This window comes from Patescibacteria group bacterium, assembly GCA_041645165.1.
In the GTDB taxonomy this organism is placed as follows: Bacteria; Patescibacteriota; Patescibacteriia; order 2-02-FULL-49-11; family 2-02-FULL-49-11; genus 2-02-FULL-49-11.
Genome location: JBAZQN010000009.1, coordinates 57441 through 71480 on the forward strand (window position 1 = coordinate 57441; position 14040 = coordinate 71480).

12 protein-coding genes are annotated in these 14040 nt (G+C 46.7%); 10 read left to right on the plus strand and 2 right to left on the minus strand.

Annotated elements, in window-relative coordinates; translation table 11 throughout:
* The first annotated feature begins 178 nt into the window (after positions 1 to 178).
* The 6 genes from WC659_04365 (at position 179) to WC659_04390 (ending at position 7001) form a co-directional block, all read left to right on the plus strand.
* Complete coding sequence (locus WC659_04365; GenBank protein ID MFA4873143.1) at positions 179 to 1411, plus strand: aminoacyl--tRNA ligase-related protein; 1233 nt, start codon at positions 179 to 181, stop codon at positions 1409 to 1411.
* Between the two features lie 116 nt (positions 1412 to 1527).
* Positions 1528 to 2568, plus strand: coding sequence for a rod shape-determining protein (locus tag WC659_04370; GenBank protein MFA4873144.1), 1041 nt, complete (start codon positions 1528 to 1530; stop codon positions 2566 to 2568).
* A 3-nt stretch (positions 2569 to 2571) separates the two neighbouring features.
* Positions 2572 to 3357, plus strand: coding sequence for a rod shape-determining protein MreC (gene mreC, locus WC659_04375; GenBank protein MFA4873145.1), 786 nt, complete (start codon positions 2572 to 2574; stop codon positions 3355 to 3357).
* Positions 3323 to 3862, plus strand: coding sequence for a hypothetical protein (locus WC659_04380; GenBank protein MFA4873146.1), 540 nt, complete (start codon positions 3323 to 3325; stop codon positions 3860 to 3862). The genes mreC and WC659_04380 overlap by 35 nt, the downstream gene beginning before the upstream one ends.
* A 217-nt stretch (positions 3863 to 4079) precedes the next feature.
* Complete coding sequence (mrdA, locus tag WC659_04385; GenBank protein MFA4873147.1) at positions 4080 to 5984, plus strand: penicillin-binding protein 2; 1905 nt, start codon at positions 4080 to 4082, stop codon at positions 5982 to 5984.
* 234 nt (positions 5985 to 6218) lie between these two features.
* Positions 6219 to 7001, plus strand: coding sequence for a sugar phosphate nucleotidyltransferase (locus tag WC659_04390; GenBank protein MFA4873148.1), 783 nt, complete (start codon positions 6219 to 6221; stop codon positions 6999 to 7001).
* Positions 7002 to 7142: 141 nt separating this feature from the next.
* Here the strand turns inward: WC659_04390 and WC659_04395 are convergent, their stop codons facing one another.
* Positions 7143 to 8477, minus strand: coding sequence for a PEGA domain-containing protein (locus WC659_04395; protein ID MFA4873149.1), 1335 nt, complete (start codon positions 8475 to 8477; stop codon positions 7143 to 7145).
* Between the two features lie 222 nt (positions 8478 to 8699).
* On the opposite strand from WC659_04395, the gene prs reads away from it, so the two are divergent.
* The 4 genes from prs to WC659_04415 all read left to right on the plus strand — a co-directional run bounded on the left by prs (position 8700) and on the right by WC659_04415 (position 13474).
* Positions 8700 to 9605 carry a ribose-phosphate diphosphokinase gene (gene prs, locus WC659_04400; GenBank protein ID MFA4873150.1) on the plus strand — a complete coding sequence of 302 codons (906 nt, stop codon included), beginning with the start codon at positions 8700 to 8702 and terminating at the stop codon, positions 9603 to 9605.
* 217 nt (positions 9606 to 9822) lie between these two features.
* The gene (locus WC659_04405) at positions 9823 to 11115 is read left to right on the plus strand and encodes a S41 family peptidase (GenBank protein MFA4873151.1); all 1293 of its coding nucleotides are present in this window, start codon (positions 9823 to 9825) and stop codon (positions 11113 to 11115) included.
* 174 nt (positions 11116 to 11289) lie between these two features.
* The gene (gene rplI, locus WC659_04410; GenBank protein ID MFA4873152.1) at positions 11290 to 11733 is read left to right on the plus strand and encodes a 50S ribosomal protein L9; all 444 of its coding nucleotides are present in this window, start codon (positions 11290 to 11292) and stop codon (positions 11731 to 11733) included.
* Positions 11734 to 11797: 64 nt separating this feature from the next.
* Positions 11798 to 13474, plus strand: a complete 1677-nt coding sequence (locus WC659_04415; protein ID MFA4873153.1) for a CTP synthase — start codon at positions 11798 to 11800, stop codon at positions 13472 to 13474.
* Positions 13475 to 13512: 38 nt separating this feature from the next.
* Here the strand turns inward: WC659_04415 and rpmA are convergent, their stop codons facing one another.
* Complete coding sequence (rpmA, locus tag WC659_04420; GenBank protein MFA4873154.1) at positions 13513 to 13797, minus strand: 50S ribosomal protein L27; 285 nt, start codon at positions 13795 to 13797, stop codon at positions 13513 to 13515.
* Positions 13798 to 14040: the final 243 nt, after the last annotated feature.

Genomic DNA, 14040 nt, shown 5'->3' on the forward strand with positions numbered 1-14040 from the left:
AGAAATTAAAAGAAACATCTATTTTTGTTTATTTTTGTCTGGATTCCAGATCAAGTCTGGAATGACGGAATGAATAACTTATTGTTTTACAACGCCTTAGTTCCATAATGAGATAGAAAAAGAATATCTGCGTAAATCTGCGTGAAAACTCTTTTACTATATTGTTCTATACTTTCATATGAGACAGTCACAATTATTTGGACATACCATGAAACAGGATCCGAAGGATGAGGTAAGCGCGAATGCCAAATTATTGGTACGCGCCGGTTTTGTCGACAAAGTGGGCGCGGGGATCTACAGCTATCTGCCTTTGGGGATTCGCGTGATCCAGAAAATTTCTGATGCCGTACGGCGCGCCATGAATGCATTGGGAGGGCAGGAGTTGCTCATGCCCACCTTGCATCCGAAAGAATATTGGGAAGCAACAGGCCGATGGGACAGTTTTGACGTGCTCTACCGCTTGAAAGCGCGCGAGGACCGTGAATTTGCCCTTGGACCTACCCATGAGGAAATCCTTACCCCCTTGGCCGCGAAGTTTATTTCTTCTTATAAGGATTTGCCCCTGTCACTTTATCAGATTCAAACTAAATTCCGCGATGAGCCGAGGGTAAAATCAGGTGTCTTAAGGGGGCGCGAATTTCTCATGAAAGACATGTATAGTTTCCACACCAGCGGAGATGATTTACAGGTTTATTACGACAAGGTGAAAGAAGGCTATCAGAAACTGTTTGAATCATTTGGGCTTCTCGCGTATTGCGCGGAGGCAACAGGCGGGACCTTTTCTAAATATTCACATGAATTCCAAGTGCTCACCCCTGCAGGGGAAGACACCATTTATTACTGCACGCATTGCGCATACGCGCGCAACAAAGAGATTATTGATGAATTAGACGATACGTCCCATTGTCCCCGCTGCGGCCATGCTTTTTCGCAAGGGCTCATGTCGGAAGTGGGCAATATCTTCAATTTGGGGACAAAATTTTCTGATTCCTGCAATCTCCAGTATACTGACGAATCAGGGGAGAAACACCCGATTCTCATGGGTTGTTATGGGATCGGCATTTCACGCTTGATGGGAGTGCTCACCGAAGTGTTTCATGATAACGACGGCATACTCTGGCCGGAATCCGTGGCGCCGTATGCAGTCCATCTGGTCACGCTGGGAGGCGACGCGTCCATAATTAAGTCAGGCGAGGAAATGTATCAGTCGCTGCTTAATGCAGGCATAGAAGTGTTATTCGATGAAAGGTCTATATCGAGCGGTGAAAAATTGAAAGATGCCGACCTTATAGGCCTGCCGCTGCGGCTGGTGATAAGCGAAAAAACAAAAGGGCAAGTCGAGATGAAATACAGGAACCAAAAAAATGTATCTTTCGTCGCACGTGATGAGGTGTTAAAGAAACTTAAATAATTTATTGTATTGATATTTCAATCATTGAGACCTCCCCATCCCCTTCCCGCGTCAAGCTCGGGACAGGCTCTTAGTAAGGAGGGGACGTGAGAGGGCGGTTTCCTTAATTCAGTTTTATGTTTGACGGCATTTTGGGAAAATTTTCACATGATTTAGGGGTTGATTTGGGTACCGCGAATACGCTGGTATATGTGCGTGATAAGGGCATTGTGATCAATGAGCCTTCGGTGGTGGCGGTCAATACGCGAAACAATCAAATCGTGGCAGTAGGGGATGATGCCAAAAAGATGATCGGGAAAACTCCTCCGCATATTGTTGCGACGCGGCCGCTGGTGGACGGCATTATTTCAGACTTTGAAGCGACAGAACGCATGCTGCGATATTTTATTGATAAGGTGCACCAGGACGGATTTTCCCTCGTGCCGCGCCCTCTGGTAGTGATTGGTATACCACTTGATGTCACTGAGGTGGAGAAAAAAGCAGTGGAAGACGCCGCGCTCTCCGCGGGTGCGCGCAGGGTCTATCTGGTGGAAGAGCCGATGGCCGCGGCGATCGGCGCGCGGCTGCCTGTCCATGAAGCGGCAGGGAACATGGTGGTGGACATAGGCGGAGGCACGACTGAAATTGCTGTCATTTCATTGGCAGGAGTCGTGAATTGGCGAAGCCTGCGCATCGCGGGCGATGAGCTCACTGCTGATATCGTCCAGTATGTGAGGGATAATTTTAATGTGCTGATCGGCGATAAAACGGCAGAAATGGTTAAGATAACGCTTGGTTCCGCCTATCCATCCGCCGAGCCGAGATTCATGAAAATACGCGGCAGGGATTTGCTCACCGGCTTGCCGAAAGAAGTTTCGCTTAATGATGCGCAGGTGAGGGATGCGTTAAGCCGTACGGTCCATTTGCTTCTTGAGAATATCACTGCGACGGTGGAGCTCACCCCTCCCGAGCTCGTTTCCGATATTTACGAACGCGGCATTGCGTTAAGCGGCGGCGGGGCGTTATTGAGAGGGCTGCCTGAACTTATCATGGCAGAGACTGGCATTCGCACTTTTATGGTTGACGATCCGCTCACGTGTGTGGCGCGGGGGACTGGAATAATTCTTGAAAATATTAAAGAATATCAGTCATTGCTCGTGCCCCTGACTACAGAGTAACATATGGCATCATCATCACGAAATTTGCTGTGGGCAATTGTGGGCGGATGCGTATTCACGCTTCTTCTTTTTTTTCATACGCTTGATCTGCTTCTTCAGCCATTGCAGAGAGCTCTAGATCCGCTTGAGCGTTTTTTTATGTTGCGCTCCCAAACGGTCCAACAATGGTTTGAGGACCGCAATGCAGTGATTCAGGAACGGGACGCGCTGCGCAGCACGCTTCAAGGGTTCTATCAGCAAGTGCAGGATGCGGAATCCTGCATGCAAGAAAATGCGGAACTTAGCGAGCTTCTCGGTATACATACTACTTACCGCATTGAACAGGTGGCTGCGAAAATTGTGAATTATGCAAATTTAAGCCGCACCCGCATTACCATTGATAAAGGGTTACGGGAGGGGGTCACCAAGGGTGATGCGGTGGTGGTGGGGAGCGGCATAATTATAGGTAAAGTGGTGGACGCTACAAATGAACGCGCAACCGTCGCATTATTGACTGATGCCGATGTATCGCTTGCCGCAACTTTGGCAGGCAGTACTAACGAGGAAGGCATCGTGCGAAGCCGCAGAGGAGCGCTTATGCTTGATTTTATTCCTCAAGGGATGGAGCTGCCGGTCGGCCATCTTGTAGTTACTGCGGGAAGCGATGAGCGCATACCGCGTAACTTCACGATTGGTTATGTAACTGCGTTAGTGACCGATAAAAGCGCGCCATTCCAATCAGCGCTCATTGAGCAATCTATTTCCATTGCTGATTATGCCTTTGTTTCAGTACTTAAGGGGAACCAATAAAGGAAAAGACAAGCATCTTTTTTCAAAATTGCTTCTTTTTGCATGGGGAGTTGCGCTCACGCTCTTTATTTTATTTTTATCCACACTATTCCCGTACCCTATTAGCCTGATTTCATTCGCGCTTGTAAGTGTTATAATGTTGCGAAAGTATGCAGGAATACCCCCTACGCTTGCATGGCTACTCATGATAGGCCTGTATCATGATATCGAGGCTTATCCCGCCATGCCGCTGCTTACCATGCAGCTTTTATGCGCGCTGCTCGTGTTTGAAGCTGTCGGGCACAGGTTTCACATTTTCGTAAATATAAGCGCGGCCGCAGGCATGGCAGGTGTGATTGCATGGACGGGGGAGTTGATCACCCATAACGGTTCGGGAATAATAAATATAAAAATGATGGCAATCTCTATCGTATTGACTGCACTCACATCTGCAGTGTTCATAAATCTCGCATCTCTAATAATGCATGTGGTTAAGAAATTATTTCGATTCCGTTATGCCCAGTAATACAATATCCAAGAGGGAGGCGAAAACTTTAGTGCAAGGAATGGATAATGTAACATAATTCAGGTCAGAATATTAAAGAGCATCTTCATAGCCTCCCTCACCAATCGCCAAACGCTTTCCTCAATCATTATTATGCATCACCACTCCAAGGTCGCATTCATTCTATGGATTTATACAATGCCAGTCGCGTTTGGCGTTGGATATTGATATTCTGGGTATGCAACCTGATCCATTGTTTGGCCCGCAAGAACTATCCTATAAAGGAAGGTCATCCCATACGCAGCAAGGATATGACGTTGATTCTCCTCTGCCGCAGGAATCAAAATCTGCCCTTACCCCTCCTCTGTCCCGCAATGCGCTCCGTGTAATGACTTTAGCAATGTTCGCGATAGGCATAGTATTTTTTTTTCGCATTATCTATCTCGAAATTATTAAAGGGAGCGAATACCGTGCGGTGTCTGAAGAGAACAGGCTGCGCGTCGAATGGATTCCTGCAGTACGGGGGTTAATTTATGACCGGCAGGGGAATGCATTGGTATCAAATGAACCGCAATTAAGTCTCCTGCTCTTTCCTAAATTGTTACCCGCGGACGCATTGAAAAGAAAAGAAATGGCAGCGCTTCTTAAACGCCTTGAGCCGCGCATTGATGAAGCAACCACTTTTGCGATTACCGATCCAAGCAATGCGCTGGGCGCTTCTGTGCCGCTTCTTGATTCGCTTGATCGCCAGAATGCGGTAAAAATAATGGCATATAGCGATCAGTTGCCTGGCATCCAAGTGGAAACTGCGCTTATGAGGTTTACCAAAGAGGGAGAATCGCTTTCGCACGCAGTAGGATTCATGGGACGCATTGATCCAGAATCGTTTAAACGCTTGGAAGCGCACCCTAAGCAGTATCAGCAGAATGATTTTATTGGCAAGACGGGCATAGAACAGTATTATGAAGAGACGCTGCGCGGAATGCCAGGGAGAAGAGTGGTGGAGGTGGATGCGCGGGGGGAGACGAAAGCAACCATCGCGGAAGAATCACCTGTGCACGGTACGGACCTTACCCTCAGTATTTCTGTTTCGCTCCAGGATGCCCTTTTCAACGCGCTTACGCGCGAGGTGCGCGTTTGCAATAGTCCCGGTGGCGCCGCAGTGGCTTTAGATCCCAGAAATGGCGAAATCCTTGCACTGGTAAGCGCCCCATCTTTTAATGCGCATACTTTTGCAGGTGGAGACGCCACCTATACCCGTTCTATTATTGAAGACACGCAATACCCTCTTTTTAACCGGGCCATCGCCGGCCAATATCCCACCGGTTCCATAATTAAACCGATTTTTGCGGCAGCAGCACTCAATGAAGGAATAGTAACTCCTTCTACGGTCATATCTTCCACAGGAGGGTTGAAAGTGGGTGCATGGTTTTTTCCTGACTGGAAGGCGGGCGGCCATGGATTGGTGACCTTGCGGGGCGCATTGGCAGAATCCGTGAACACGTATTTCTATATTATTGGCGGAGGATATGAGGACCAAGAAGGATTAGGGGTCGAACGCATGGCACGGTATGCAGGCGCGTTTGGTTTGGGTGATCAAACGCATCTAGACCTATTCGGCGAGGCCACAGGATTTCTTCCTACACCGCAATGGAAAGAAGATGCCAAAGGAGAGCCATGGTATATTGGCGATACGTACCACTTTGCGATCGGACAAGGGGATGTGCTTGCCACCCCGCTCCAAATGGCGATCATGACTGCGGTATTTGCCAATGGGGGAAACGTGGTAATACCTCATCTTTTACAGAATGGCACCAAATCATATATTAAAGAAAATCTTCTCACGAGCGGAGTATTAAATAATAATGCGATCGATGAAGTGAAGAAAGGCCTTGTGGAAACGGTACGTACAGGGAGCGCTAGGTCACTCGCGGGTTTTCCGGTGCCTATAGCCGGCAAAACAGGAACTGCCCAAATTGGAGGAGATGCGTCTCCTCATGCCTGGTTTACCGCGTATGCGCCAGCAGACGCGCCGGAAATCGTCATAACAGTCATTGTAGAGCAAGGAGGGGAGGGGAGCGCAGCGGCGGTTCCCGTGGCCAGGGACGGCTTTTTGTGGTGGTACCAGCAGAGAAATGATTGATGAGTTTTGATTTATGATTTATGATGATATCTAGACAGGTGAATAAATCGTAGAGCTTAATTAGACAGTAGAAGAATATCTGCGTACACCTGCCCGCCATAGCCTTTCCCCTAGGAATATCGCGCCCATGGTGTTGCATCTGAATATTGAGACTGCATTTGTTGATTATAGACAGGCGTAGGCAGGCGGGTCTGCGTGAATACTTTTCATTGAATTATTCTACGTTCTCATAATATGAAAGGCATTATTACTGCAGGCGGGACAGGGTCGAGGCTTTATCCCCTGACGAAAGTGACAAATAAACATTTGCTGCCGGTCTATGACAGGCCGATGATTTATTTCCCCTTATGCGCTCTGGTGCAGGCGGGGGTAGATGATATTCTTATCGTGTCAGGGACTGCGCATGTCGGTGATATTTCAGAGCTCCTTTCGGACGGAAGCGCATTTTTGGATGATATCCGGAGGCTTGACGGGCCTGATAAGTTCTCTGATGTTAAGTTAAAGCTCTCTTACGCGGTGCAAAAAGAAGCGGGCGGCATTGCCCAGGCATTATCGCTTGCCGAGGATTTTTCTGATCATGAGCTGATTACTGTGATTTTAGGGGATAATATTATAATAGACGATCTTTCCGCGGGAATAGCTGCTTTTTCACGGCAGAAAAAAGGCGCTAAAATTTATTTAAAGGAGGTAGCGCATCCAGAACAATATGGCATTGCGGTGATTGAACAGGAGCGCATCGTCAAGATTGTAGAAAAACCAAAAATGCCGACCTCAAATCTCGCGGTGATCGGCGTATACCTCTATGATGCGCAAGTGTGGGACATCCTGAAAACACTAAAGCCCTCTGGGCGCGGAGAGCTGGAAATTACGGATGTCAATAATGCTTATATTGAGCGGGGCGAAATGGCGTATGAGATATTGCACGGATGGTGGGGGGATGGGGGTGAATCCTTTGATTCGCTTCTTGAAGCAGCACAGCTTATTGCGTCGTCGCGTAATTCACCCCGGCACCATTAATTTTAACGCTTCGGGAACTGACAATTTTATTCGGCGTCGCGATCAAGCAGCTTGATGCGCCTTTCCGCCGAAAAAATTGCAGTTCCCTTGCTGTTTATATGTAGTCAGTGAGCACTCAATTTAGGCGTTTCGTTAGCCAGTTTAGGGTAAATCGTATTTGAAAATTTTATTTTGCGAAGCAAGATAAAGTGTATCTGAAGAAAAGCCAAGAATGTCGGATTCAGGGAGGGGAAAGGGAGTGTGGGGATATGCGTCTATTTCAGGATTTATAGAAATAAATGAGAGGTGAGTGGGGGTGGTATATGCGACATAGCCGATTTCAGGGATAAAAAGCACGGACCGCAAGGTATCTGATATTCGCGTCAAGAGAATGGCACGCTGGGCATTCTTTTTTTTGTCGTAGAGGTAAAGAGATATTTCATGATCATTGGAAAGGATGAGGCTTTCGCTATTTTGCGACCATGCCGCGCGTGTGATGAATGAAAATTCAAGTGGGGGGAGGCTTGTGTCCGTGAGATCAATGAGCACTACACGGGAATTGCGATTATCGAAAAGAGTGAGCGTATTTGTGGGCGAGTGGTTAATAAATTGGGTCTCTGTGGACAACGCGAGGTTTGAGAGGGTGCGGTACACATTAGGATCATCGTTGTCGCGGAGTCGGAGCGCCACACTGCCCGTGGGATCTGTTTCGAGCGTATAAAGTCCATTTTGCATAGGCAATATATCTATGATATTTAGTTTGGCATTTAAATATTGGCTTCCTAAATTCAAGACACGGCTTACGGATGCAGAATCCCACACCCAAGCATCGCGGTCATTCAGATGAGCGACATGAGTTGCGGTGCGCTTTAATGGGAAACTCTTAATATTATCCTTACCTATCAATGAAGAGGTAACTATAGTTAACACGGTTTGACGAGATTGTGTGAGCATCACAAAAGAATTTCCCGTAAGATCTTCTGCGGTGGCGATAAGAGCACCTTTTGTGTCTAGAAATACGCACGTTTCATTATTTGCATTAAAGAGTATAAAAGGATCAGTTGATGAGGAAGAGAGCAATGTCCACGGGGATGAAGGATTATGAAAGAGAACGGAATGATATGTGCAAGAGGAGGGTAATGCGATAGGGGAAGCAAGTGAAAATAGGCGGACCGATGAATATAATTTATTTTCCCAAGGTTCTACTGCGGCAGTGGTTTCCCATGACGTATAACCTTGTTTCTCGATTTTAATATGGTAGGTCGTGGGGGAGAGTTGGGTGATTCGAAAAGGTGTAAGGTTATTTTGTACAATGCCGTTTATGGTTACTGTGGCGCCTTTTGGTTTGGTTGAGATAGTAATGGCGCCTGTACCTTGAATGGTGCCGCGTTTGCGATTATAGCGATATCCAGAAGCATACAGGATGATGAGGGGGGCGGTAATTAAAAAAGCAAGGATGAATAATCCAGCGATAATCCGGCGGGTATTCCGTGTCATATAGCCGCATTATAACATTTATCGTTACTCTCAGCTATATGATAATTGGTACGCGCTCACTGGCCATGACACCCCCACCAAGCCTCCCTTGTGAGGGGGAGAATAACGAGAGGGGGTTTCATTCGTGAATACATATCCCCTCAGTGAGCGCGTACGGTAATTGGCATAGGACATAATAATTGGTACAATATAATTGTAAAGGATTTATAAAATAAGGTATCCATGAATTCATATTGTATCGTATCAGGCTCATCGCATAAGGCATTTGCTTCTGCTCTTTCTCGGCTACTGCGGGCGCCACTATTGACTGCCGATATACATCCCTATAGCGATAGCGAGACTTATGTGAGGATTACTGCATCATCTCAGCAAGTCTATCGTAAACATGCCGTAGTAGTGCAATCGGGGTGCCGTCCTGCATGTGACCATATGGTAGAACTGTTCCTGCTTATTGACGCCCTCACGCGCATGCATCCGCGCAGCATCACCGCCGTAATCCCATTTCTTCCCTTTAGGCGTCAAGAGCACGTCAATGTGAGAGGCGAAGGAGTAGGAGGCGAGTTGTTTGCTAATATATTGAGGGAAGCGGGAGTTACACGGGTGCTCACCAGCGATTTACATCATGAGTCATTCAAACGCTTTTATACAGGCTTGGTGGAGATAAGCGCGCTTCCTCTCTTTATTGCATATTTTCAAAAGATACGCTCTCATGCGGTTATAGTGTCGCCAGACGAAGGAGGGCAGGTAAGAGCGCGGCGTCTTGCGGATGCGCTCCATCTGCCTATGTTTTATATTCCAAAGGAGCGTCCGCAACATGACAAGGTTAGGATGCGCAGGTTCGTTTGCAAGGATTCATATCAAACTGCGATTATTATTGATGACGAAATAAACACCGCAGGCACTATCAGTACCAGTGTTGACGTGCTTTGGCAATGTGGCATACACGATATCAGGGTTGCTGCCACCCATCCGGTGCTGAGCGGTCTAGCCACAGAACGTTTGAAAGATCCAAAGATTAAAGAAGTAGTGTTTGCGGACACCATCCCCATTCCTGCGCAACTAAAGCTAAAAAAGTACACAGTTCTGAAACTGGAACCTCTTTTTGCTGATATTCTGGAGAAATTATAGAACGTAATTTATCCGAAGTAACTACTCATCTTTTCCAGACCAATTACCTTCCTTCTGTTCATACGCTCGGGAACGCACGATTTTTTCGGGCAGACGACCACACCGCCGGTGACGCCTAGCCCTTAAAAATCGGCATTCCCCTCGCTTCATCAAACACGCTGAGTAGTTACCCTACACTACATAGTCATAAAGCAATTCTTCATGTTATAATTCAATCATGGCAGAAAGCACTTCAAGCATAGGGACAGGGAAGAATAGAAGTTGGGTAAAACAAGCTTTGCTCACCTTGCTTTATATTGGGGCGATTTTTGGCGCATATGTGGGAGGCTTTAGTTTGGGACGTGAAGAAGGGCTTAAAGGCGGCATTCAGACAGGAGGAGAAGGAGGTAAGGTTACCAATAAGGACGCGGGGTCAAGCGCGTCATTGTTGCAAAATGCCGATTTTAACCTATATTGGGATGTTTGGAAATGGATTCAAGGGAATTTTATTGATAAACCCATAGATGAAAAGAAATTATTTTATGGCTCTCTCGCAGGCATGGTTGCATCACTGGACGATCCTTATTCTGCATTTATGGAACCAAAACAAGCTCAAGAATTTTCAGAAGAATTGCAGGGGAAATTTCAAGGAATAGGCGCCGAAATCGGTATTCGCGATAAAAAGTTAACCGTGGTGGCTCCATTGCCCGAAACGCCCGCGGAACTAGAGGGATTGAAAAGCGGGGATTGGATAATCGAAATTGACGGGACCGACACGACAGGAATGATGCTTGACGATGCCGTTAATCGCATACGCGGAGAAAAAGGCACGCAAGTTAAACTTTTAATCATGCGTGAAGATTTCAAAGAGCCGAAAACATTCGTGATCACACGCGACAATATTAAAATTGTGAGCGTGCGTTCAGAGGTAAAAGAAGGCGGAATCGGTTACGTGCAAATTTCTAATTTTAATGCAGATACGGGAGAACGATTTAGAAATGCCGCAGAATCAATGCTTGTGCAAAATGTAAAAGGGTTAGTGCTTGACCTTCGCAATGATCCTGGAGGCTATCTTTCCATGGCGGTAGAAATTGCGAGTTACTGGGTGGATGTGGAGAGCCCCGTGGTACTCGAGCGTTCAGGCGATACGCTCGTGGAAGAATACCGCGCAATAAAAAATCAAGCACTCAAGGGTATACCGACAGTTGTTTTGATAAACCGCGGATCAGCATCTGCTTCAGAGATTGTTGCGGGCGCGTTGCAGGATTATGCATTAGCCACCCTCATAGGCCAGCAATCGTTTGGCAAGGGTTCCATCCAGGAGATGCATGACTTCTCCGATGGATCTGCAGTGAAGCTCACCATTGCGCGATGGTTTACGCCTAAAAACAGGCAGATAGATAAGGAAGGCATTGCGCCAGATGTCGAAGTTGATATAAAGGAAGAGGACATAACTGCAGGCAAGGATCCGCAGTTAGAGAAGGCATTAGAGATTCTTAAATCCCAAGCTCAAAGTTCAAATGCCAAATGAATAGCCAATCAGTGAACAATGACTGAATCGAGTTTCAAATTTTCAATGCTCAATTTTGCAATTTTTAATTAATGATAGAATGCTACAATTTTCAAATTTTGCATCATTGAAAATTATTTGAAAATTGAACATTGGAAATTGAAAATTACTATTGTGATTCATCACATTAGAGATATGCGAGTTCTCTTACAGCAGGACATCCCAAGTTTAGGAAAGGCAGGCGAAGTCAAAGAAGTAAAAGACGGCTACGCACGCAATTATCTCATCCCGCGCAAATTAGCGACATTCCCCACGCAAAGCGCCATTGAGCGGATTCGTCATGATTCCCGCGAAATCACTGAACGCCGCAGAGGAAAGCAGACTGAAATGCAGGATTTGGCATTTACAGTACAGAAAACCATATTGCATTTCAAAAGAAAAGCAACGCCGGACGGACGTCTTTACGGCGGCATCCACCCTGCTGATATACTTAAATCGCTCGATGAATTAGGCATTCAAATACCTCATGAGTCACTCAAGAAGCAAGAACCAATTAAGACGATAGGTGCACATACCATCTCATTGCGCCTTTCGCACGGGATTAACGTTTCGTGTAAGGTAGAAGTAGAAAATGGGTAAGTTATTGCGTTGCATTCTATATACTGTACAGATTTATAAATAAGAATATCAAGTTTATTATATTATGAGCCCTTCTTCCACTAAATATATTTTCGTAGCGGGCGGCGTATGCTCAGGGTTGGGTAAAGGCATTGCCACCGCGTCCATCGGCGCTATCTTGAAAGCGGCAGGCTACCGGGTGAGTGTATTAAAAATTGATCCCTATCTCAATGTGGATCCCGGCACCATGAGCCCTTACCAGCATGGAGAAGTGTTTGTTACCGATGACGGGTATGAAGCGGATTTGGACCTTGGCCATTACGAGCGATTTATCGATGAGCCGCTCTCGAGGGAATCAAATATCACGACAGGCCAGATCTACCAGAAAGTCATCGCAAACGAGCGCCAAGGCGCGTATCTTGGCCGTACCATTCAAGTAATACCGCACATCACGAGCGCCATAAAAGAAAAAATCATCAATACCGCGCATCAGGCAAAAGCGGATTATCTCCTAATCGAAATCGGCGGCACCATCGGCGATATCGAAGGAGAGCCTTACCTTGAAGCTGCACGCCAATTCCATCGCGAAATCGGCCAGGAACATGCAATGTTTGTGCTGATTACTCTTTTGCCATATCTTGAGACGTCGGGTGAGCTCAAGACCAAGCCAACGCAAATGGCAGTACGCGAACTTCATCGCGTCGGCATCCAGCCTGACATTATACTTGCGCGCGCCGACCAAAAAATACCCAAGGACTTATTAGATAAGATTGCATTGTTTTGCGACGTCCCCACGGAAAATGTCATACCCGCACCGACTGTGAAATCCCTCTACGAGATACCGATAAATTTTGAAGGATTCGGCATTTCGCGCATTATTTATGAGCATTTCCACTTACAGGGCAAAAAGCCAAATCTTGAACAATGGAAACAACTGAATCGCAGGATAAAAAACGGCCATGGCCGCAAATTAAAAATCGCTCTGGTGGGGAAATACACTGCCCATGGAGACGCGTATATCAGCGTGCATGAGGCATTAAAGGCAGCAGCAGCTTTCAATCAAGTAAGGCTTATCCTGCAGGATATTGATTCTGAAAAGCTGGAGGAGCGCGACGTTGCGGAATGGAAGCGTTTAAAATCAATGGACGGCATTGTAGTGCCGGGCGGATTTGGGAATCGCGGGATCGAGGGGAAAATCCTCGCGGCGCAATACGCGCGCGAGCAACAAGTGCCGTATTTTGGGTTATGTCTGGGGATGCAGGTGATGTCGATTGATTTCGGAAGGAATTTCTTGAAGACCAAATCGGTTAATTCCACCGAGTTTGATGCGAAAACAGAACATCCAGTGATTCATATCATGCCGGAGCAGCGAAAAAACCTTGCGGAAAAGCATATGGGCGCCAGCATGCGGCTTGGCGCGTATGAATGCGCGCTGGTGAAGGGGACGAGGGCGTATGCAGCTTACGGCGAAAAGGTTCCCCATGCGATACCTACGGTCATGCAAAAGGGCGCTTATGTAATTTCAGAACGCCATCGCCACCGCTATGAATTTAATAATGAATATCGCGCGAAGTTTGAAGAGGCCGGATTTGTTTTTTCCGGCGTTAATCCAGAACGGAATTTAGTCGAGATTGCAGAATTGAAAGACCATCCTTTCATGCTCGGCACCCAATTCCATCCAGAATTCCAATCGCGCCCCTTGCGCCCGCATCCGCTGTTTAGGGAGTTTATTACGGTAGCGAGCAAAGGAATAAAAAAATAGGGATTATTCATCCCTATTTCCACTAAAAGGTTCTATAATTAATTAGTTTTTCCTATTACATCGATTACGGTAATAGTGCGCATAGCGCCTGTAAAAGCAGGTTGCTTTTTTGAACGAAAATGCACGACGCCTTCTCTCATTGCATAAATAGTGTCGTCAGATCCGCGTTTTACTCCCATCCCTAGATGGTATTTTAAACCACGCTGGCGCGCGATAATCATGCCAGGCTTGACGACCTCGCCTCCATACCTCTTTATTCCTAACCGCTGGCCTTGCGAATCGCGGCCATATGATGTTGAGCCGCCTGCTTTTTTATGCGCCATAAATATGTAAATTCGCCCCGTCATCCGACGGGGCGCCCAGTCGAATGACTTGGGCAAAATCCTATGTGAAAGTGTTGGTATTATATAATACCTGGTATTTTTGTCAAATAATCACACACGAATTCTAAGTCAAATGCATATTTTTTCTAAAGACTTCCACAGGGGTTAGGTATGCCAATCTCTTGCGCGGTCTTGTGTTTAGCAGTCGTTCCACGAACCTTGTCACTTGCTCCGTGATATCTG